The 21,542-nt window shown below is 67.2% G+C and carries 18 protein-coding genes; 13 read left to right on the plus strand and 5 right to left on the minus strand.

Annotated elements, in window-relative coordinates; genetic code table 11:
- The 3 genes from KNJ79_RS02480 (at position 1) to KNJ79_RS02490 (ending at position 3,077) form a co-directional block, all read left to right on the plus strand.
- Entirely contained in the window at positions 1–369 is a 369-nt protein-coding gene (locus KNJ79_RS02480; protein WP_317153979.1) for a VOC family protein, read from the plus strand.
- A 652-nt stretch (positions 370–1,021) separates the two neighbouring features.
- Positions 1,022–2,617 (plus strand): helicase HerA-like domain-containing protein, encoded by a 1,596-nt coding sequence (locus tag KNJ79_RS02485; RefSeq protein ID WP_394357145.1) that lies wholly within the window; start codon positions 1,022–1,024, stop codon positions 2,615–2,617.
- 10 nt (positions 2,618–2,627) lie between these two features.
- Positions 2,628–3,077 carry a globin family protein gene (locus tag KNJ79_RS02490; RefSeq protein ID WP_317152670.1) on the plus strand — a complete coding sequence of 150 codons (450 nt, stop codon included), beginning with the start codon at positions 2,628–2,630 and terminating at the stop codon, positions 3,075–3,077.
- 197 nt (positions 3,078–3,274) lie between these two features.
- Here KNJ79_RS02490 and KNJ79_RS02495 read toward each other — a convergent pair whose 3' ends face one another.
- Complete coding sequence (locus KNJ79_RS02495; RefSeq protein ID WP_317152671.1) at positions 3,275–5,965, minus strand: M1 family metallopeptidase; 2,691 nt, start codon at positions 5,963–5,965, stop codon at positions 3,275–3,277.
- A 134-nt stretch (positions 5,966–6,099) separates the two neighbouring features.
- Here KNJ79_RS02495 and KNJ79_RS02500 point away from each other — a divergent pair, with 134 nt between their 5' ends.
- Together KNJ79_RS02500 and KNJ79_RS02505 are read left to right on the plus strand one after the other, a co-directional pair.
- Positions 6,100–7,386, plus strand: a complete 1,287-nt coding sequence (locus KNJ79_RS02500; RefSeq protein ID WP_317152672.1) for a cytochrome P450 — start codon at positions 6,100–6,102, stop codon at positions 7,384–7,386.
- A gap of 78 nt (positions 7,387–7,464) precedes the next feature.
- Complete coding sequence (locus KNJ79_RS02505; RefSeq protein WP_089216848.1) at positions 7,465–7,698, plus strand: hypothetical protein; 234 nt, start codon at positions 7,465–7,467, stop codon at positions 7,696–7,698.
- Positions 7,699–7,887: 189 nt separating this feature from the next.
- Here the strand turns inward: KNJ79_RS02505 and KNJ79_RS02510 are convergent, their stop codons facing one another.
- The gene (locus tag KNJ79_RS02510; RefSeq protein WP_317152673.1) at positions 7,888–8,298 is read right to left on the minus strand and encodes an acyl-CoA thioesterase; all 411 of its coding nucleotides are present in this window, start codon (positions 8,296–8,298) and stop codon (positions 7,888–7,890) included.
- Between the two features lie 68 nt (positions 8,299–8,366).
- Positions 8,367–8,837: a preQ(1) synthase gene (queF, locus tag KNJ79_RS02515; protein ID WP_317152674.1), complete on the minus strand. Its 471-nt coding sequence runs from the start codon at positions 8,835–8,837 to the stop codon at positions 8,367–8,369.
- A gap of 130 nt (positions 8,838–8,967) precedes the next feature.
- On the opposite strand from queF, the gene KNJ79_RS02520 reads away from it, so the two are divergent.
- The 5 genes from KNJ79_RS02520 (at position 8,968) to KNJ79_RS02540 (ending at position 15,170) form a co-directional block, all read left to right on the plus strand.
- On the plus strand, positions 8,968–10,239 hold the full coding sequence (locus tag KNJ79_RS02520; RefSeq protein ID WP_317152675.1) for a hypothetical protein: 1,272 nt from the start codon (positions 8,968–8,970) through the stop codon (positions 10,237–10,239).
- 190 nt (positions 10,240–10,429) lie between these two features.
- The gene (gene sseA / locus KNJ79_RS02525) at positions 10,430–11,272 is read left to right on the plus strand and encodes a 3-mercaptopyruvate sulfurtransferase (protein ID WP_317152676.1); all 843 of its coding nucleotides are present in this window, start codon (positions 10,430–10,432) and stop codon (positions 11,270–11,272) included.
- A gap of 16 nt (positions 11,273–11,288) precedes the next feature.
- Entirely contained in the window at positions 11,289–12,617 is a 1,329-nt protein-coding gene (gene chrA / locus KNJ79_RS02530; RefSeq protein ID WP_317152677.1) for a chromate efflux transporter, read from the plus strand.
- 25 nt (positions 12,618–12,642) lie between these two features.
- The gene (gene metC, locus KNJ79_RS02535) at positions 12,643–13,854 is read left to right on the plus strand and encodes a cystathionine beta-lyase (protein ID WP_317152678.1); all 1,212 of its coding nucleotides are present in this window, start codon (positions 12,643–12,645) and stop codon (positions 13,852–13,854) included.
- Positions 13,851–15,170 (plus strand): mechanosensitive ion channel family protein, encoded by a 1,320-nt coding sequence (locus tag KNJ79_RS02540; RefSeq protein ID WP_317152679.1) that lies wholly within the window; start codon positions 13,851–13,853, stop codon positions 15,168–15,170. The genes metC and KNJ79_RS02540 overlap by 4 nt, the downstream gene beginning before the upstream one ends.
- 173 nt (positions 15,171–15,343) lie before the next feature.
- Here the strand turns inward: KNJ79_RS02540 and ppa are convergent, their stop codons facing one another.
- Positions 15,344–15,880, minus strand: coding sequence for an inorganic diphosphatase (gene ppa, locus KNJ79_RS02545; protein WP_089216840.1), 537 nt, complete (start codon positions 15,878–15,880; stop codon positions 15,344–15,346).
- Between the two features lie 122 nt (positions 15,881–16,002).
- On the minus strand, positions 16,003–17,946 hold the full coding sequence (locus KNJ79_RS02550; protein ID WP_317152680.1) for a M61 family metallopeptidase: 1,944 nt from the start codon (positions 17,944–17,946) through the stop codon (positions 16,003–16,005).
- 95 nt (positions 17,947–18,041) lie between these two features.
- Between KNJ79_RS02550 and hisS the strand changes: the two genes are divergently transcribed.
- The 3 genes from hisS to prmC all read left to right on the plus strand — a co-directional run bounded on the left by hisS (position 18,042) and on the right by prmC (position 21,518).
- Complete coding sequence (hisS, locus tag KNJ79_RS02555; RefSeq protein ID WP_317152681.1) at positions 18,042–19,412, plus strand: histidine--tRNA ligase; 1,371 nt, start codon at positions 18,042–18,044, stop codon at positions 19,410–19,412.
- A gap of 123 nt (positions 19,413–19,535) precedes the next feature.
- On the plus strand, positions 19,536–20,603 hold the full coding sequence (gene prfA, locus KNJ79_RS02560; protein ID WP_394357191.1) for a peptide chain release factor 1: 1,068 nt from the start codon (positions 19,536–19,538) through the stop codon (positions 20,601–20,603).
- A gap of 36 nt (positions 20,604–20,639) precedes the next feature.
- Entirely contained in the window at positions 20,640–21,518 is an 879-nt protein-coding gene (gene prmC, locus KNJ79_RS02565) for a peptide chain release factor N(5)-glutamine methyltransferase (protein ID WP_317152683.1), read from the plus strand.
- Positions 21,519–21,542 lie beyond the last annotated feature (24 nt).

Consider the following 21,542-nt stretch of genomic DNA (forward strand, 5'->3'; position numbering starts at 1 on the left):
ATGATCGGCTATGTGACCCTGGGAACGAACGATCTCGCCAAAGCGGCGATTTTCTATGATGCTATCGCGGCCGAACTGGGTGTGCCGCGGATGATGGAATATGACGGCTTCATTGCGTGGGGCAAGGAAGGCGGCGGAGCCGGGATCGGCTTGACCAGGCCGTTCGACGGCAAGGCCGCGAGCGTCGGCAACGGCGTGATGGTCGCGCTCGAGGCGAAGGACCAGGCGCAGGTGCAGCGGCTCTATGACATCGCATTGGCCAATGGCGGGATCGACGAAGGCGCACCGGGACCGCGCGGCGAGGGCTTTTACGCCGGCTATTTCCGCGACCCCGATGGCAATAAATTGAACGCCTTCGTGATGGGGTGAAGGCGCGGCGCGTGGAGGCTTTGGGGTGGCCGGTTGCCATCGCCGTCTTTGGTTATATGGGGTGGGTTCGCCTCGTCGTTTCAAAGTTCACCAAAGTTCAGCCTTGTGCGGTCGCCGATTGGTCGGCGTTCGGCAAAGCTGCCGCGCCGGCTTCTGCCCGCATCTGTAAATCGGGCCGTCACCGCTTTTGTCCACATATGAAAGAGCCGGATGAAGGCTGGCACAGCCGAATGATGTAGGACAGCTTTTTTTCGCGGCTGTGTCCGACTTGGGGTGGATTCGAGACATTCGCCCAACCCCTCCTCTTCAGAGGAGGGGCAGCGAGACTTACGCGCCTTGCGCGTTAGTCGCAGCGGGGTGGTCGCCTCGACCGAACGCCCAGCCAGCGCACCACCCCAAACCCCTCCTCTGAAGAGGAGGGGCTTAAGAAAGTCCGAAACCAGCCGGATGCCGCCTTTCCAAACATTTCGCGCAGAGACGCAGAGAACGCAGAGGGCAAGCGTGAAAATCTCTGCGTTCTCTGCGTCTCTGCGCGAATCTGGTGATGGCCTGACGGCAGCAACCGGTCGCTAGCAGCCAAACCCTCGCTCGCTTGATTTCCTCACCCTCCGTTCTAGACCGGTAGGCGGTCTGAACAGCGAAAGGGCAAAGGGTGAGCGACGGCAGCGCAGCAACCGAAATCTATATCGGGCTCGGCGGCGGCGGGGCGGCCGATGGGCCGCGCCAGTCGCTCGTCCTCAAGCGCGCGAACCGCCACGGGCTGATCGCGGGCGCGACCGGCACTGGCAAGACGGTGACCTTGCAGGGCCTCGCCGAAAGTTTTTCGACGGTCGGCGTGCCGGTATTCGTCGCCGATGTGAAGGGCGATCTGTCGGGCATGGCGATGGCGGGCAGCCCGACCGCGAAGACGCACGAGCCTTTCGCGAAGCGCGCGGCCGAGATCGGCGACACCGGTTGGGCCTATCGCGACAATCCCGTGATCTTCTGGGACCTGTTCGGCGAGCAGGGGCATCCGGTGCGCACCACCATCTCGGAAATGGGGCCGCTGCTGCTCGCGCGGCTGATGGGTCTGAACGAGACGCAGGAGGGGGTGCTCGCGATCGCGTTCCGGGTCGCAGACGAACAGAATATGCTGCTCCTCGACCTGGGCGATCTGCAGGCGATGCTGGCCTGGTGCGCTGAAAATGCCGACGAGCTGTCGAGCCAATATGGCAATGTCACCAAGGCGAGCGTCGGGGCGATCCAGCGGCAATTGCTGACGCTCGAAAGCCAGGGTGGCGACCATTTCTTCGGCGAGCCCGCGCTCGACATCGCCGACATGATCCGGTGCGACGACAAGGGGCGCGGCTATGTGAACATCCTCGCCGCCGACAGGCTGATGGCGAGTCCCAAGCTCTACGCGACCTTCCTCCTGTGGCTTTTGAGCGAGATGTTCGAAACGCTTCCCGAGGTCGGCGATCCCGACAAGCCGAAGCTCGTCTTCTTCTTCGACGAGGCGCATCTGCTGTTCGACGACGCGCCCAAGGCACTGACCGACAAGATCGAACAAGTCGTGCGGCTGATCCGTTCGAAGGGGGTCGGCGTCTATTTCGTCACGCAGAATCCGATCGACGTGCCCGAAGAGGTCGCGGGGCAACTCGGCAACCGCGTCCAGCACGCGCTGCGCGCCTTCACCCCGCGCGACCAGAAGGCGGTAAAGGCCGCCGCCGAAACCTTTCGTCCCAATCCGAAGGTCGATGTCGAGCGCGAGATCACCGAACTTCGCGTCGGCGAGGCGCTGGTCTCACTGCTGATGGCCGACGGCGCCCCGTCGCCGGTCGAGCGCACGCTTGTCAAGCCGCCATGCTCGCGCGCCGGCCCGCTCGATGCCAAGGAGCGTGCAATCATCCAGTCGATCTCGCCCGTTGCGGGCAAATATGACACCGCCGTCGACCGCGAGAGCGCCGAAGAATTGCTCGCCGCCAAGGCCGAACAGGCGCAGGCCGCGGCGATCGCGGCCAAGGCGCAGGAAGAGGCCGACAAGCAGGCGGCGCTCGCCGCAAAGGAAGAGGCGAAGCGCAAGGCGGCTGAGGAACGCGAGCGCATCCGTCAGGAAAAGGCGGCGGCGCGCGAGGCCGCGAAGCCGAGCATGGCCGAGAAGATGTTCCAGTCGGCGGCGCGCTCGGCGGCGACGAGCATCGGCCGTCAGGTCGCGGGCAAGTTCGGCGGCCAGCTGATGCGCGGGATATTGGGCGGCCTGTTCAAATGAGCCTGATCGAATGACGGGCGGCGGCGATGCCGCGCCGATGGAGGCGAGCCTCGCTGCCGTCGCCGAGGCCGGCATCGACATCCGCCACGCGCTGTTCGACCGTTTCCTTGCCGCCTATCCCGCGCGCCGCGCCGCATTTCTCAACCTCGACGCCGCCTCGCGCCGGATGACCGACGAGACGTTGCAGATTCTCTATGGGCTTGCGCAGGGCGAGACATGGGTCTGGCCGCTGGTCGCCGAACTCGTCGCGACGCACCGCAATTATGGCGCGCTGCCGATCGCCGAATATGACGCCTTCATCGACATGACGATCGACGTGCTGGGACAGGCTGCCGGGGCAAGCTGGACCGATGAAGCTGCCGCGGCGTGGGCGCGGCAGGGCGCGGCGTTGAAAGCCATGGTGCGCCGCGCCGCCGCCGAATGGCAGAGCGCGATGCCCGAGGGCGCCGCGCGCGCCTGAGCGTCTTTCGTGCCCGGCTGGAGCGCGGTCAGCTGTTTCCGAAGCATGTGTGCTCCCGCGGAGCCGAAGGCGGCGCGTAGCGCCAACGCGGGAGCCCATCTCCCGGCGGCTCAATCTTGCACCGATCGGAGATGGGTCCCCGCCTCCGCGGGGACACACGAACCTTTGCGAGCGTTTTACTCAAAGTTGACTATGCTCTACTGACCCGCGAGCCAGGCCTTGGTTTCGGCCTTGATCCGCGGCCGGCTTTCGGCGCGTTCCTTGAGGACAGCGATCGTGCGCTCATAGGGCTTGCGAACGTCGGCGGGCAGGCCGGCGGCCTTGGTTTCGAGCCGCGCGATCATCGCCGGATCGTCCGACCCCATGGCGAGTCCCGCGAGGAAGCGCACCCGCGCCGAGGCGTCGATCAGCTTGTCGACCTGCGCCTGATTCGCCTCGACGAAATCGACCGCGGCGTCGGCGTGATTGCGCGCGACGCGGCCGATGATCGCCGCGCTCGTCGTCTCGCCGGGCTCGCCGGTCAGCGACAGGTCGAGCGCGCGCTTGGCGAGCGCGTCGTCCTTCGCCGCGCCGAGCAGCGTGTAGAGCGTGCTGCGTTCGACCGTCGACTTGCTCGCACCGGCGAGCTTGTGGAGCTTGTCCCAGTCGGCGGCGCTCGCATTGGTCGCGACGATGTCGAGCCACAGACCCTTCGACGAGCCGTCGAGTGCCTTCGGATTGCTGTCGAGCAGCGCGAAGCGGCGGCGCGCCTCCGCGAGCACCGCGGCGTCGCCCATCGTGCCGAGCGTGCGGATCACGTCGGCGCGCAGCACCGCGTCGAGCGCGGGCTCGCCGTCCTTCGGATCGAAGCCGAGCCGCGCGAGCGCCGGGCGCAGCGCCGCCGCGCCGCGCACCGCGATCGCCTGCTGGCTCGCCGCGTCGCCGTCGAAGATCGCATGGAGTTGCTCGTAGCGGTCGGCGGCCTCGGTCAGCACATAGGGGTTGGCGTCGGTGGGGACCGCCGTGAGCAGGTCGAGCGCCGCGCCCATCGGCTGATAGCCCGCGACCGAAAGCGAGAAATTGTCGCTCAGGAGGCCGAGCTGGTCGATCGGCGCGATCGCCTTGTAATCGGCGCGCAACGCATCGAGCGCTTGCGCCGTGTAGAGGGTGCGGAAATAGCCGAGCTGGCCGCCGTTGAGGATCGTCGCGCCGCAGGTGCCGGGGACGCGGATCGTCGCCTTGCCGCCTTCGACGACGACGCGCTGGTCCTTGCCGCCGACGCCGCGCACGAGCATCGGCACTTTCCAGCGGCGCCCCTCGCCATCGACGCCCGCACGCCGGTCGCGCGAGAATTCGCCCTGCGTGACACCGATCACGCCGGTGCCGCCGTCGCATTCATAGCTCGTCATGCGGATGAGCGGGATGCCCGGCTGACCGGTGAAGTCGTGCGCGATTCCGGTGAGTCCCTTGGCGCCCGCGGCCTCGACCGCATTCCACAGATCGTCGGTGCGGCTGTTGCCATATTTATGCGCGGCCATGTAGCGGCGGAGCCCGCCCTGCCAGACATCCTCGCCGGCATAGGCCTCGAGCATCGAAATCACCGCTTCGCCCTTTTGATAGGTGATCGCGTCGAACGCCTGATTGGCGTCCTCGACGGTGCGGATCGTCTGGAGGATCGGGTGCGTCGTTTTATAGGCGTCGAGCGCCATCGCGTGCTCGCGGCCCCCGACGCGGCTCAGCAAAGCTTGCCATTCGGGATGGAAATGGTCGGTGACCTTGGTCGCCATCCAGCTCGCGAAGCCTTCGTTGAGCCACAGATCGTCCCACCACGCCATCGTTACGAGGTCGCCGAACCACTGGTGCGCGGTCTCGTGCGCCTGCACCTCATAGATAGCCTGCCGCGTCGCCTGGCTGGTGATCGCGGGATCGTCGAGCAGGATGCGCTCGAAGGTGAAGATGGCGCCCCAATTTTCCATCGCGCCGAAGAATTGCGACTGGCCGGGGCCGGCGATATTGTCGAGCTTGGGCAGCGGATAGGGCTGGCCGAAATAATCGCCATAATAAGTGAGCAGCGGGCCGAGGCTGTCGAGCGCGAAGCGCGCCTGTTCGCCCGACCCCTTGGGCGACACGATGCCGACCTCGGCACCGCTTTCGCTCTTCTTCGCGAGCCGCTCGAAATCGCCGAGCCCGAAGAAGAGGAGATAGGAGGACATTTTCGGCGAGGTGCCGAAGGTCACGGTCTTCATGCCGTTCGTGGCCGCCGTCTCCTTTTCGACCGGCATGTTGCTTACCGCGAGCTGGCCCGCCGGGACGGTCGCGGTGAGGCGGAAGGTCGCCTTGTAGCTCGGCTCGTCGAAGCTCGGCACGAAGCGGCGCGCGTCGGGCGCCTCGAACTGGGTGAAGAGGCCGCGGCGCTCCTCGCCCGTCACCTTGTCGGGATAGTCGAGCGCGAACAGCCCGTTCGCCTGCGTGCCGATCTTGCCCGTATAATCGGTGGTCAGCCGATATTGGCCCGGCGCGAGCGACGCGGGCGCGGTGAAGGTGACGGTCTGCGCGTCGCGGTCGACCGTCGCGGTCAGCGCAGTGCGGCCCGACCCGTCGGGCTTTGCGATGCTCGCGCTCGCGAAGTCGAGGTCGAGCGCGTTCATCGTGATGGCGTTCGACGCGGCGAACAGGTCGAGGTCGATCGCCGCACGGCCGGTGAAGGTCAGCGCCTTGGCGTCGGGGGTGACCGCGATGTCGTAATGCGATGGGCGCGCGATGCGCGGAAGCTGGCTCGGCACGCTTTCGGGCAGCGGCGCGGCGGCCTGGGCCGCGGGGTCCGGGGCCTGCTGCGCGAGCGCGGGCGTCGCGGCGAGGCTGAGCGACGAGAGCGTGGCGAGCAAAAACTGGCGCGTCGTGAATTTCATGATCCGTCCCCGGGATTTCAGATTTGAGTAATAAAGTTGCGGGGTTAGGCGCCCGGTGCGCGGGGGCAATGTCTCTATTCGACGGATGCACGATCCCGCTCGACAGACGGCGCAGCTTGCGGCAGTTTCGTTGCATGACAAAACCTATATTGCCCGGAGAGGTAGCCGCCGCCGTCGTCGATCCCGCCGCCTATGGCGAATGGACGGGGCTCCACGAAAAGCTCGCCTGGGCGCGCGCCAATGCGCCGCTCGCGGTCGCCGAGAATCCCGACCACGATCCCTTCTGGCTGGTGACGCGCCACGCCGACGTGATGGCGATCAGCCGCGACCCGCAGCGTTTCGCCAACGGCCTGCGCCCCACTGTACTGACCAACCGCGATGGCGAGGCGATCGCCCGGGCGGCGACACCGAACCACGACGGGCATCTGATCCGCTCGCTCGTCCAGATGGATGCGCCCGATCATATGAAATACCGCCTGCTCACCCAGAGCTGGTTCATGCCCAAGAATCTGAAGATCGTCGAAGACCGTATCCGCCACCACGCGCGCGCCGCGGTCGAGCATTTGCTGAGCTTTGATGGGGAGTGCGACTTTGCCCGCGATGTCGCGGCGCATTACCCGCTGCGCGTCATCATGGATATTTTGGGCGTGCCGCCCGAAGACGAGCCGCGGATGCTGATGCTGACGCAGCAGCTGTTCGGATCGACCGACCCCGAACTCAACCGCAGCCGCGAGGCGATCACGGACGCCGAACAGGCGATCGCAATGCTCAATTTCGTGATCGCCGATTTCGAAAATTATTTCCGCACCCTCACTGCCGACCGGCGCGCGGGTCCGCGCGAGGATATTGCGACGGTGATCGCGAACGCGAGCGTAGACGGCGGGCAGATTCCCGACCGCGAACTGGCGGGCTATTATATGATCGTCGCGACCGCGGGGCACGACACGACGAGTGCGTCGACTGCGGGGGCGATGATGGAGCTCGCGAAGGACCCGGCGCTGTTCGAGCGCTTTCGCGCTGCCGAGGCCGACAAGGCGGGATTGATCGAGGAAGCGATCCGCTGGACGACCCCGGTGCAGCATTTCATGCGCAGCGCAAAGGAAGATGTCGAGATCGGCGGGCAGACGATTCGCGAAGGCGACTGGCTGATGCTGAACTATGTCTCGGCGAACCGCGACGAGGATATTTTCGACGCGCCCAACCGCTTCGATCCCGACCGCCCGAAGAATCAGCAGATCGCCTTCGGCTTTGGCGCGCATGTGTGCCTGGGGCAGCATCTCGCGCGGATGGAGATGCGAATCCTGATGGAAGAGCTGTTGCCGCGGCTGAAGTCGGTCGAACTCGCGGGCGAGCCGGCGCGGGTCGAATCGGTCTTCGTCGGCGGCCTCAAGCGCCTGCCGATCCGCTTCGAGGCGGCCTGACGCGGACGAAATCATCGCCAAAGCGGAACAATTGCCCGTCGGCGGCGTTTCTGTCCGGCTAGCAAAAGGAGCTCCACGATGAATCTTTGGAAAAAGTCCGCGGTTGCGCTTGCGGCCGTTTCGGTATCGCTGTCTTCGGTCGCGGCCGTGGCGGCGCCCGCTCAGACGGCGACGCGCGCGGTGACCGCCACCGACGGTCAGAACAAGCTGGAAGGCGCGAACTGGCTGCCGATCGTGCTTGCGCTCGCGATCGTCGCCGGCGGCATCTGGATCGCGGTCGACGACGACAATGACGAACCGGTAAGCCCGTAAACGCTGACCGGTCGCGGCGCTTCGAAGGGTGGAGCGCCCACCATCTGAGAATCGAATGTTCCCGCGAAGGGGGAGAGTCCATTTCCTGCTGCCCGCCGGAGATGCTTCTCCACCTTCACGGGGATGCACGTCTTTTTGCCAGCGGCGTTCAGCTTGGTGAGAAACGATGTCTCCTGATCGGGACAGTCTCTAGATTTTCTCGTTCGGGAAGAAGCGCGCGACGACCTCGCTCGCCAGCCGCGCGGGGCGGAGCGTTTCGGCGTCGACGCAGCACCAGCTCGACTTGACCTCGGCCAGCACGTCCTCGCCGCGCCTGATGATCGTTTCGTAAGAGGCGCGCGCGCCCTGGACTTTCTCGAGAATCACCGTCGCGATCACGCGGTCGTCAAGGAAGGCGGGGCGGCGATAGGTGATCTCGTGCTTAAGCGCGACCCACAGATGCTGGGCGACCGCCTCGGGCGGCGCGATCTTGCGCCAGTGCGCGAGCACCGCGTCCTGCACCCAGCTCAGATAATGGGCGTTGTTGACATGCCCCATGAAGTCGATCGCGTCGGGACCGACGGTGATGTCATGGTCGTGCGGGTGCGCGGCTGCGGTCATAAGCTGACACTAATGTCAGCTTTGCGTGACGAAAAGGTGAATTTCGACAAAATTTGTAGAAATATCGTTCAGCCCCGCCCGCGATAGGGGGCGACGCCCTGGTCGGGGAGCCACAGCCCGGCGGGGGGCGGTCCCGACTGCCAGAAGACGTCGATCGGGATGCCGCCGCGCGGATACCAATAGCCGCCGATGCGCAGCCATTGGGGCTGCATCTCGTCGAAGAGGCGGCGGCCGATGCCGACGGTGCAATCCTCGTGAAAGCCCGCATGGTTGCGGAACGAGCCGAGGAAGAGCTTGAGGCTCTTCGATTCGACGATCGTTTCGCCGGGGGCATAGTCGATCACGAGATGCGCGAAATCGGGCTGTCCGGTCACCGGGCACAGCGAGGTGAATTCGGGCGCGGCGAAGCGCACGAGATAAAGCTCGCCGGCGCGCGGATTGGGAACATAGTCGAGCGCGGCAAGCTCGGGTGAGGCAGGAAGTTCGCTCGTCTGGCCGAGATGTTTGGGCGCGAGCGGCGGATGGCTGGAATCACTCATGGCTTTCGTCTAGTGCGGCGCGCGGCCGCTGTCATCCGTCGATGGCGGCCGGGTTCAGCGAAGAGAGCGCCGGGCGCTTGGGCAAGAGATGACGAAGACACTTCAGGGTCGGACGAGAGGACGCGCGGCGATGCCGCTGCTGGCGCTGGCGCTGGCGGGCGCGCCGCTGGCGGCGCTGGCGCAGCAGGAGCAGGCCCCCGCGCCGACGCCGGCCCCCGCGCCATCCTCCGGCCGCACGATCGACTTCCGCCTGCCGCCGCAGAACGACGGACGCGCGACGGGGGTGCAGGGGCCGTCGGACAATGGCCTGCCGCCGCTCGCGCCCGGCGAGCAGCGCGGTATCCCGACGCCCGCGCCGACCCCGGCGCCGCCGCCGGTGGCGCCGCGCATCGTGCCGACGCAGCCCGCGCCAAGCCCGACGCCTGCGCCGACCCCGGCGCCCGAACGCCGCACAACGCCCACGCCCGCTCCAGCTCGCGGTGCGGCGCAGGCGCCCACCGCCGCTACGCCCGAAACCTCGCCCGCCGCCCCCAAGCCGGTCCAAACGCCGACCGATGTGGACGCTCCGGCGGCCGATGCGCAAGCCGCTCCGCCGCCTGTCGACGTCGCGCCCGCGGCCGGAGCGCCCGACCGGGGCGGCACCCCGCTCTGGGCGTGGGCGCTCGCGCTGCTAGCCGCCGCAGGTGCGGGTTTCTGGTACTGGCGTCGCCGCCCCGCGCTCGCGGGCGACGCGCCCGACGAGCCCGTCGAGGCGCCGCCGCGCGCGCCGGTCCCCGCGGCCGCCCCGCGCGCCGTCACACCGCCTCCGCCGCCGGCTCGCGCGCCGCAGCCGGCCGCCGCGGCGCCGCGCTCCGCGTCGCCGCTCGTCACCCGCCCGGCGGCTGAACGCCGCGCTCAGATCGCGATGGCGCTCGGCGTGCGGGCGATTCGCGTGACCGCCGAGCATGTCGCGGTCGGTTTCACGATCGAACTCAGGAACGACGGGCCGCTCGCCGCGACGGGGCTGATGGTGCGCATCGCGCTCGGCCAGGGATCGGCGATGCAGGAAGCGGTGATCGCGCGCTTCTTCGACGGCGCGGGGGGCAGCGTGCTGCGCGACGGCATGGACATCGCCCCCGGCGCGACCGAGACGCTGAACAGCGAAGCGAGCTTGCCGCGCGGCAGCATCGAGCCGCTGATGATCGGCGGCAAGCCGGCGCTCGTTCCGGTGCTCGTGCTCGACGTCACCTATCATTGGGACGGCGACGCCGACGCTTTCGGCCAGACCGCCGGCGCCTATGTGCTCGGCCGCGCGCCGGCGGCGGGGGCGGGCGACCGGCTCGCGCCGCTGCCGCTCGACCGCCCCGTCTATTCGCTCGATCGCCCGGCGGCGCGCGCGACCGCGGCGCGGCGCACCCAATAGCGGCCGGCGGCACCATTCCGCCCCTTTTTCGTTGCAGTGCAGCATCGGCTGGGGCAGAGCTTCGCGCGCGCTTGAAAAAGCGCAGGTGGGGGCATAGGCTGATCGTCTTCCCCAGAGAATGAGCCATAGCAGGATGGCCGGCGGAGGAAGAGGATAGAAGCTTCCCCGCGGGTCGTAACAGGAGCATGACATGGACGCCTTGGTCTCGACCGACTGGTTGGAACGCGAACTGGGGGCATCGGACCTGCGGGTCGTCGATGCGACGAAATTTCTGGCCGACGCGGGGCGCGACGCGCGCGCCGAATATGAGGCCGGGCATATTCCGGGCGCCGTTTTCATGGATCTTGCCGAGCTGACCGACGCGTCGAGCGCGGTCGAGAATATGGCGCCGCCGGCAGAGAAATTCGCCAGCCGCATGCAATCGCTCGGGCTCGGCGACGGCAGCCGCATCGTGATCTACGACGACAGTCCGCTGAAAAGCGCGGCGCGCGCCTGGTGGCTCTTGAAGCTGTTCGGCGCGCACGATGTCGCGCTCCTCGACGGCGGGCTCGCCAAGTGGAAGGCCGAAGGACGCCCGCTCGAAATGGGCAAGCAAACGCTGCGCCACCGCCACTTCACCGTGTGGCGCGACGCCAAGGCGGTGCGCACCAAGGAGCAGATGCTCGAAAATCTCGGGCTCGAAGGCGAACAGGTCGTCGATGCGCGCCCGGTGGCGCGCTTCACCGGCGAGGAGCGCGATCTGCGCCCCGGCGTCGCACCCGGGCATATTCCCGGCTCGCGCAGCCTGCCGCACGGCAATCTCTTCAACGCCGACGGCACCTGGAAGCGCGGCGATGAGCTGAAGGCGGCGTTCGACGCCGCGGGCGTCGACTTGGGCCAGCCGCTCGTCGCGACCTGCGGCAGCGGCATGACCGCGACCGTGCTTGCCTTTGGCGCGCATCTGCTCGGCAAGGAGGATGTCGCGGTCTATGACGGCAGCTGGAGCGAATGGGGCGCCGACCCCGCAACGCCGAAAGCGACCGGCGCAGCCTGATTCGCCCGGCGCGCCAATGTCCGCGCCGCCCACCCCGACGCTGATCGAGGCGATTCGCGTCTATGCGCGGATCGGCTTGCTCAGCTTCGGCGGCCCCGCCGGGCAAATCGCGCTGATGCACCGCGAATTCGTCGACGAACGCCGCTGGATCGACGAGCCGGCCTTCCTTCACGCGCTCAATTTCTGCACCCTGCTTCCGGGGCCGGAAGCGCAACAACTCGCGACCTGGATCGGCTGGCGGCAGCACGGGGTGCGCGGCGGGCTGGCCGCCGGGTTATTGTTCATAATTCCCGGTGCGCTCGTCATGCTGGGCCTGTCGCTGCTCTATGTCGCGGCGGCGGGCCTCGGCTGGTTCGCGGCGCTCTTCCTCGGCATCAAGGCGGCGGTACTTGCGATCGTCGTGCAGGCGCTGCTGCGCATCGCGCGCCGGGCGCTCCGGACACCGCTCCAGCGCGCGATCGCCGTCGCCGCTTTCGTCGCGATCGCGCTTTTCGCGCTGCCCTTTCCGCTCGTCGTCGTGATCGCGCTCGTCACCGGCTGGGCGGCGGGGCGCTGGCGGCCCGCGTGGTTGGCCCTCGCGCCCGCGGCGGCAGCCATGCTGGCGGTCTCGGCACGGCGCGCATGGCGACAGAGCGCGATGGCGCTGATCGTCGGCGGCGCGGCGTGGGCGGCGCCGCTGCTGCTCGTCCTCGCGACGCTGGGGAGCGGGCATGTGCTGTGGGAGATTGGGGCTTTTTTCTCGCGGCTTGCGCTGGTCAGCTTCGGGGGAGCCTATGCGGCGCTGGCCTATATGGCGCAGGAAGCGGTGGCAGGTTTCGGCTGGATGCGTCCTGCCGAGATGGTCGACGGGCTAGGGCTCGCCGAAACCACGCCGGGTCCCCTGATTCTCGTCACCCAATTCGTCGGCTTCATCGCGGCCTGGCGCGACGCGGGGCCGTTCACGCCATTCGTCGCGGGCCTGCTCGGCGCGGGGCTGACGCTGTGGGTGACCTTTGTCCCTTGTTTCCTGTGGATCTTCGCGCTGGCGCCGTGGATCGACCGCCTCGAGCGCGCGGCGGGCCCCAAAGGCGCGCTCGCCGCGGTCACCGCCGCGGTCGTCGGCGTCATCGCCAATCTGTCGCTATGGTTTGCGCTGCACACCTTGTTCGGCGAATTGCGGCGCTTCGACTGGGGTTGGGCCTCGGTGGAGCTTCCCGTCATGGCGAGCGCCGACCTCGGCGCGATGGCGCTCGCGCTGCTCGCGGCCGTGCTGTTGTTCGGGCTGCGCCTCCGCATCATTCCGCTGCTCGCCGTCTGTTCGGCCGCCGGCTTCCTGTTCGGGTTCGCGGGCGGCACTGGATTTTGACCGGCGGTCGGCTAACAATGGCACGATGAACGATCGGAAAGACGAACGCTTCCGCCCCGCGACGGAACTGGTGCGAGCAGGGCGGCGGACCGATTGGACGAGCGATCCGCGGCTCGGCGGCGGCGTCGTCAATCCGCCGGTGTGGCGCGCCTCGACGATCCTCTACGACTCGATCGCCGAGATGAAGGCGCGCGGGCACGCGACGCACGACAAGCTCTATTACGGACGGCGCGGCACGCCGACGGTGTGGGCGCTCGCCGACGCGCTGACCGGAATGGAGCCGGGCGCGGAGGGGACATTGCTCTATCCCTCGGGGGTCGCGGCGATCACCTCGGGCCTGCTCGCGCTGCTGTCGCCGGGCGATCACCTGCTGATGGTCGACACGGCCTATGAACCGACGCGGCAGTTCTGCGACGGGATGCTGAAGCGCTTCGGCGTCGAGACGAGCTTTTATGATCCGCTGATCGGCGCGGGCATCGGCGACTTGATCCGCCCCGAAACGAAGCTGATCTTTCTGGAATCGCCGGGCAGCCTGACCTTCGAGGTGCAGGACGTTCCCGCGATCACGCGGGTTGCGCGCGAGCGTGGTGTCGTGACGATGCTCGACAACACCTGGGCGACGCCGCTGCTGTTCCCGGCGCTCGCGCACGGCGTCGACGTGGCGATGATGAGCCTCACCAAATATGTCGGCGGCCATTCGGACGCGATGATGGGCTCGCTCACCGCGACGCCGGCGCTGTGGCCGCGGCTGCGCAAGGCGACCTATCAGCTCGGCCAGGCGGTTTCGCCCGACGACTGCGCGCTGATGCTGCGCGGCCTCCGAACGCTCGACGTGCGGCTTCAGCGCCACGGCGTGAACGCGCTCGCGGTCGCGGAGTGGCTGGCGGCGCGGCCCGAGGTCGGGCGCGTGTTCCACCCCGGTTTGCCAGGCGATGCAGGGCATAGGCTGTGGTCGCGCGATTTTTCGGGGGCGAGCGGATTGTTCGGCTTCACGCTGAAAGGCGCCGGCGATGCGGCGCGCGCGCGTTTCATCGACGCGCTCGCCCATTTCGGGCTGGGCTTCAGCTGGGGCGGCTATGAAAGCCTCGCGGTGCCCGCCGACCCGCAGGCGATTCGCAGCGCGACGGCGTGGACCGATCCCGACGCGCTCGTCCGCCTGTCGATCGGACTCGAGGACCCCGCCGACCTGATCGCCGATCTCGAACGCGGCTTTGCCGCGATGGGCGGCGGCGGATGATCGACGACCTGCTCGTCCGCATGGGCTTTCCGCGCGTCGAGGAGGCGCAAATTGCCGAAATCGGCATAGCGGCGATGATCGCGGGACTCGCGCTGATCGCGGGCTGGGTCGCGCGCCGCAGGCTCGGTCCGCGTGTCGCCGACTGGCTGCATGGCCGCGATATTCAGGCGCAGAGCCCGCTGACCGCGCATGTTCCCGCTCTCCTCGGCTGGGCCACCGCGCTGCTGCTCGCGGCGGTGGGATGGGGCGCGTGGCCGTGGGACCCTTATGCCGGGCTGCTGCTCGGCACGGTTGTCGCCTTCACGGCGGCCGCGGCGGTGCGCAATCTGGTCCTCGGCGTCGGATTGGGCGAGGTGCCGGCGCTGCTGATTGCGGCGGCCGCGCTCGCCGCGCTGCTTTCGCATGCGGTCGGCGGACTGGCGCTCTTGCAGGACCGGCTCGACAGTGTCGGCTTTTCGGCGGGCAAGATGCATGTCTCGCTGCTGACGCTCATCAACGTCGCGCTGACCTTCCTCGTCCTTTTCCTGCTCGTCCGAATCGGCAACCGCCTCGTGCGGCGCGTGGTGCGCGGCGGCCGCGACCTCGATGCGACGCAGCAATTGCTCGTCGAGAAAATCGCGAGCGTCGTCATCGTTATCGCCGCCTTCTTCATCGGCATCGACCTGCTCGGCATCGACCTCACCGCCTTTGCGGTTTTTTCGGGCGCGCTCGGGCTCGCGGTCGGCTTCGGCCTGCAAAAGACCTTCGGCAATCTGATCGCCGGAATCATCCTGCTGATGGACCGTTCGATCAAGCCGGGCGATGTGATCGTCGTCGCCGATTCGGTCGGGCGGGTGAACAAGATCGGGGTGCGCGCGGTGTCGGTGATCACCCGCGACGGTAAGGAGCACCTCGTTCCCAACGAGCTGCTGATGACCGAGCGGGTCGAGAATTGGAGCTATTCGAACCGCGACGTGCGTGTGCGGATGAAGGTCGGGGTCAGCTATGACGCCGACCTGCGTCTCGCACAGCAGCTGATGCTCGACGCCGCGGCCGAATCGCCCCGCGTGCTCAAGTCGCCCGCGCCGGTTTGCTGGATCACCGAATTCGGCGAGAGCAGCGTGAACCATGAGCTGCGGATCTGGATCGCCGATCCCGAAAGCGGGCTCGGCAATGTCCAGGGTGAAGTGTTCCTGCGCATCTGGGACAAGTTCAAGGAGGCGGGGATCGTCATCCCCTATCCGCAGCGCGACGTGCATGTCCGCACGCTGCCCGAGGCGCCGGCAAAGGAAACGCCCGCCGCGGCAAAGCCGAAGCGGGCGCCCAAAGAATCCTAGCACATGATCGTCGTGACTGAGTAAATCCGTGTGCTCCCGCGAAGGCGGGAGCCCATCTCCCGACGGTCCGATCTTGCACCGGCCGGAGATGGGTCCCCGCCTTCGCGGGGACACACAATCTTTGACGCGTCTGGCTCATCCAAAGACGATCAGCCTCTGGCCAGCGAAAGCGATCAGAATCCCTTGGCCTTCGCGCGCTCGATTCCCGCGACGATGATCGCCTTCGCCTCGTCGACATCGCCCCAGCCGCCGAGCTTCACCCATTTGCCGGGTTCCAGATCCTTGTAATGCGCGAAGAAATGCTCGATCTGCTGGAGCACGATCGGCGGCATGTCCTGATAGCTCGCGACTTCGGCATAATAGGGGAAGGTCGTGTTGACGGGGACGCACAGCAGCTTTTCGTCGCCGCCGGCATTATCCTCCATCTTGAGCACGCCGATCGGACGGCACTTGACCACCGCGCCGGCGACGACGGGCGAGCGCGCGACGACAAGGGCGTCGAGCGGATCGCCGTCGTCGCCCAGCGTGTGCGGGATGAAGCCGTAATTGGCGGGATAGCGCATCGGCGTGTGGAGGAAGCGGTCGACGAACAGCGCGCCCGACGCCTTGTCGAACTCATATTTCACCGGCTCGCCGCCGATCGGCACCTCGATCAGCACATTCAGGCTGTCGGGCGGGCTGTCGCCGGCGGGGATGAGGTCGATGCGCATGGGAGAAATCCTTCGTTTTTGTAATCGCGGCGCCCCTTAGCGCGCTGCACCGCACAAAGTCGAGAGCCCCGCGGCGCTTTTTGCGCGCGCGAGGCTCCGAAATCGACCAAATGAGGCGGGCGTCAGAGCGCCCGTTTCGGCGCGAACAGCCGGTCGAACTGGTCGGGGCCGCTGCCGGCCTTTTCGAGCCACGGCCAGCGCAGCCCACCGTGATAGTCGATCTCGACCGTCCGATAGCGCCCGCCGCGCTCGACGAGCAGCGTGATCGGCGCCTTGCCGTCGCCGGCCGCGGCCTTGATCGCCGCCTCGATCCGTTCCTTGCTATAGGCGACGCCGTCCACCGCGACGATCTTCGTCCCATTGACGATGTCGGCGCGAAAGGCGGGGCCGTCCCACAATATGCCCCCCGCCACGCCGTCCTTGTCGATCGTCAGGCCCAGCGAATGGGTAAGGTCATAGCTTTTCGACAGCGCCATGCGCCCCTTGTCATAGGCGTTCGGCGTGTCGCGCCACACCAGCCTGTAACCCGCCTTCTCGATCCCGCCGACCGGCGGCGGCGCGCCCGGTTGTTGCAGCCGGGTGCGCAGGAAGCCCGCCCAGTCATAGGGATAAACCTTGTTCAGCGCCGCTGCGACGTCGTCGAAGTCATAGACGACCTCGCCCCAGTCGCCCTCGCGCCCGCCGAAGAAGAGTTTCGCGAAATCGTCGAGGCTCTTCTTGCCGCCGGTCGCGTCCCTGATCAGCATGTCGGCCTCGAGCCAGACGAGCGAGCCTTCGTTGTAATAATCCTCGGTGCGCGACCAGCTCGGGAAAGGCCTGGGCTTGCGCGCGGCGATCACGGGGTCGAGCGTCGTATCCTCGACCGAGCGCCAACTGCGCCCCGGCTGCGCACTATACCAGGCCGCGCTCGTCGCCCATTGCGCGAGCGCCATGTCCTTCGACTGCATTCCCGACCGCGCGGCGAGGACAATGTCCCAATAGCTCGTCTGGCCTTCATAGACCCACAGCAGATTGTCCTGCATCGGGGTGCGATAGTCGGGGGTCCACAGCTTTGCGGGGCGGCGATATTTGCCGTTCCAGCTGTGCGTCAGCTCGTGCGGCAACAGCCCGCGCAGCACTTCGCCATCGTCCCATTTGGTGAAATAGTCGGTCTTGCTGCTGTTCTCGCTGCTGCGATGATGTTCGAGCCCGATGCCGCCGAGCTCGTCGGTCAGCGCGAGCAGGAAGTCATAATGGTCGAAAGGACGCGACCCGAACAGCGCAACCGCCTCGCCGACGAGCGCCGCATGGGTCGCGATCTGGTCGGGCTTCGCTTCCAGATATTGCGGCTCGTCGGCAACGACGTTGAGCGTGACATTGTGGCCGAGGTCCCATTTGCGGAAATAGCGCCCCGCGAACATCGGGCTGTCGACCAGCGTTTCATAGCTCGTCGGTGCATAGCTGTAGCGATTGCCCGCGACCTTCAGCCCGTCGAGCGCCGCGGCGCCGGTCCACCCCTGCGGCAGGGTGACGTCGAGCTGCACCGGAATCTGGCGCGTGAAAGTGCCCGCGGGATAGAGGCTCACCTGCTCCCATTGCAGGTTCATCATCGCCGGGGTGCCGACGATGCGGCCTTCGCTGCTGCGCGTCGGCGACAGGAAATCGAAGGCGACGTCGATGCTCGTCGCCCCCTCGGGCACGTCGATGTCGAAGGCATAGACGTCGGTGGGCTGGCGCGTCCAGCGCAGCGTCTTGCCGCCCGCGCTGGCCTTGAAGCCCGCGAGTTCGGCGATCGCCCCGCGCGGTGCGTGCTTGCCCGGCAGCCATTCGGGATAGAGCAGGGTCAGCTTGCCGCCCTTTGCAACCGGAATCGTCTGGCGGACGTGAAAAATGCCACGCGCGACATCGGTCGCATCGACCTTCAGCACCATCGTGCCCGGATAGGGCTTGTCGGCGGGCAGCGGGACGATGTGCGGCTGCACCGACAGGCCGGGGGCGCTGTTGCCGGTCTGGGCGTCGGTGGCGGCGGGAAGAAGGGCGAGGGGCGCGGCGAGAAGGGCGGCCGCGACGAACGGTGCGTTTTTCATGGTGCGCGTTACTGCCTTGAAATGGCGGCGAGGTCCAGCGCGGGCTCTGCGAGCACTCTTTGCGTTTCGTCGAAAAGCCTTTAGACGCCGCCGCCATGAGCAAGGACAAGCCCGCCAGAATCCCGACGCCGCAGCCCGTGCGCGGCACGCAGGACATGCTAGGCGATTTCGCCGACCGTTTCGCCCATGTCGTCGAGACGTTCGAGCGCGTGCGCCGCCTCTATGGCTTCAAGCGTATCGAGGTGCCGGTGATCGAGCCGACCGCGGTGTTCGCACGCTCGCTCGGCGAAACTACCGATGTCGTGTCGAAGGAAATGTATTCGTTCGAGGATCGCGGCGGCGAATCGATCACCTTGCGCCCCGAATTCACCGCAGGGATAGCGCGCGCCTATATCACGAACGGCTGGCAGCAGTTCGCGCCGCTGAAAGTCGCGACGCACGGGCCTTTGTTCCGCTACGAGCGCCCGCAAAAGGGCCGCTATCGCCAGTTCCACCAGCTCGACGCCGAAGTGATCGGCAGCGACAGCCCGCTCGCCGATGCGGAACTGCTGGTGTTCGCCGATCAGCTTTTGAAGGAGCTGGGGATCGCCGAGGGCGTGACGCTGACGCTCAACACGCTCGGCGATGCGGCAAGCCGCGATGCGTGGCGCGGCGCGCTCGTCGAGCATTTCGAGGCGCATCGCGGCGATCTGTCCGAGGACAGCCTCGCGCGGCTCGACAAGAATCCGCTGCGCATCCTCGACAGCAAAGACCCGCGCGACCGCCCGGTCGCCGACAGCGCGCCCGACATCGACGCCTTTCTGACCGGCGAGGCGCAGGATTTCTTCGGCGCGGTGACGGCCGGTCTGGACGCCGCGGGGGTCGCTTGGCAGCGCAACGCGCGGCTGGTGCGCGGGCTCGACTATTATCGCCACACCGCATTCGAATTCGTCACCGACCGATTGGGCGCGCAGGGCACGGTGATCGGCGGCGGGCGCTACGACGGGCTGATCGAGATGCTCGGCGGGCCGCCGACCGCGGCGGTCGGCTGGGCGGCGGGGATCGAGCGGCTGGCGATGTTGTTGGATGAGAACAAGTTTGAAAGCCCTAAAATCGATATTCTGGTGACCACGGAAGATGAGGGAGATTTGGCCGAGCGGATCGTGATGGTTATGGCGATGAGGTTGCGACACTACAATATCCGCGCTGGTTACCTCGCTTCGGGTTCACCGAAAAAGCGCATCCAGAAGGCACAATCATATTCGCCTCGCATAGTTGCTGTCGTACGTACGCCTGACGATCGTTTCCCAGGCAAAACCTTGGTCGACATCAAGCGCGGGAGCGGGTCGTTATTCTCGGAATATGCCGACGCAGAACAAGAAGCGATCCGTTTGTTCAGCCTCGCCTATGTGATTGAAACAGCACGGCAGAATGAGCCGTTTGACGTGATTCTTACACCCCGAGAACGACTGTCGAGCACGCAGTGATAGTTTGTTTTATTTCGTCATCCCCGCGAAGGCGGGGATCCAGTTTCCGGCTTCGCTTGGTCAACGGCCGTCGCAGATGGATTCCCGCTTTCGCGGGAATGACGAAGTAGAGAAGGCCCTATGGTGACCATCCCCGAAAAGCAGATCGACGCGATCATCGAGCGTCACGCCGCCTTGCAGGCGCGGATGGCGACGGGGGACATGGCGCCCGCCGATTTCGTCGCGGCGTCGAAGGAGTTCGCCGAGCTCGAACCCGTCGCGAAGGCGGCGCGCGAGGTGATCCGGCTGCGCGGCGAGCTGGTGTCGCTGAAGGAGATGCTCGGTGATCCCGAGATGAAGGCGATGGCCGAGGAAGAGATCGACGCCGTCGAGGCGGCGCTGCCCGCCGCCGAACATGCGCTCGCGGTCGGGCTGCTGCCGAAGGACGTCGCCGACGAACGCGCCGCGATGCTCGAAATCCGCGCGGGCACCGGCGGCGACGAGGCGGCGCTGTTCGCGGGCGACCTGCTGCGCATGTACAGCCGCTACGCCGACACGCAGGGGTGGAAGGTCGAAATCATCTCCGCCAACGAGGCCGAGGTCGGCGGCTACAAGGAAGTCGTCGCATCGGTGAAGGGGCAGGGCGTTTTCGCCAAGCTGAAGTTCGAAAGCGGCGTCCACCGCGTCCAGCGCGTTCCCGTCACCGAAAGCGGCGGGCGCATCCACACCAGCGCCGCGACCGTCGCGGTGCTGCCCGAGGCCGAAGAGGTCGACGTCGCGATCAACGAGGGTGACCTGAAGATCGACATCTATCGCGCGTCGGGCGCGGGCGGGCAGCATGTCAACACGACCGATAGCGCGATCCGCATCACCCATATTCCGACGGGGCTCGTCGTCATCCAGCAGGACGAACGCAGCCAGCACAAGAACAGAGCCAAGGCGATGCAGGTGCTGCGCGCGCGGCTGTTCGACCTCGAACGCTCGAAGCGCCACGATGCCGAGGCGTCGGCGCGCAAGGCGATGGTCGGGTCGGGCGACCGATCGGAGCGCATCCGAACCTATAATTTCCCGCAAGGCCGCGTGACCGACCACCGCATCAACCTGACGCTGCACCGCCTGCCCGAGATATTGGAGGGCGAGATGGGCGAGCTGATCGACGCGCTGATCGCCGAGGACGAGGCGCAGCGGCTGGCGGGGCTGGGTGACAATTGATTCCCCTCCCGCATGGGGGAGGGGCTAGGGGTGGGCATGTCCGCATCCGACGACTCTGACCGCGCCCACCCCCCGGCCCCCTCCCGCAAGCGGGAGGGGGAGGCAAGCGCAGCCCTCCGCAACGCCGCCGCGCGCCTCGCCGCCGTATCCGGCACGCCGCGGCTCGATGCCGAGCTGCTGATGGCGCATGCGCTGGGGGTCGAGCGCGATCGGCTGCTGCTCGATCCCGCGCGCTTCGACGTGCCCGATGGCTTCGAGGCGCTGGTCGCGCGGCGGTTGGCGCACGAGCCGGTCGCCTATATCGTCGGCCATCGCGACTTCTGGACGATCCGCCTGGCGGTCGGGCCGGGCGTGCTGATCCCGCGGCCCGACAGCGAGACGCTGATCGAGGCGGCGATCGCGCATTTCGCGGCGGCCGCGCCGCGCACCATCCTCGACCTCGGCACCGGTCCCGGCACCTTGCTCCTCGCCGCGCTTGCCGAGTGGCCGGCCGCGTCGGGGCTCGGGGTCGACGCGAGCGAGGACGCGCTCGGCTATGCGCGCGCCAATGCTGCGGCGCTGGCGATGCAGGACCGCGCTGATTTCCGGCGCGGCGACTGGGCGCGCGGGGTCGAAGGGCCGTTCGATCTCATCCTCTGCAACCCGCCTTATATCGCCGATACCGAGGCGCTGATGCCCGACGTCGCGGCGCACGAGCCCGCGGGCGCGCTTTTCGCCGGCAGCGACGGGCTCGCCGACTATCGCCGCATCATCCCAGACCTGCCGCGCCTCCTCGCGCCCGGCGGGGCGGCGGTGCTTGAAATCGGGGCAAGTCAGCATATGTTGGTAGCAGCTCTGGCCCGCAACGCCGGCTTTGCGGTGGATTGCCGCCGCGATCTCGGCGGGCGCGATCGTGCCCTGATCCTGACGCTTTGATCCAGCCTGCGACAGAAATCGCTT

It is taken from the genome of Sphingopyxis indica, from assembly GCF_032879645.1.
Lineage (GTDB): Bacteria > Pseudomonadota > Alphaproteobacteria > Sphingomonadales > Sphingomonadaceae > Sphingopyxis > Sphingopyxis indica.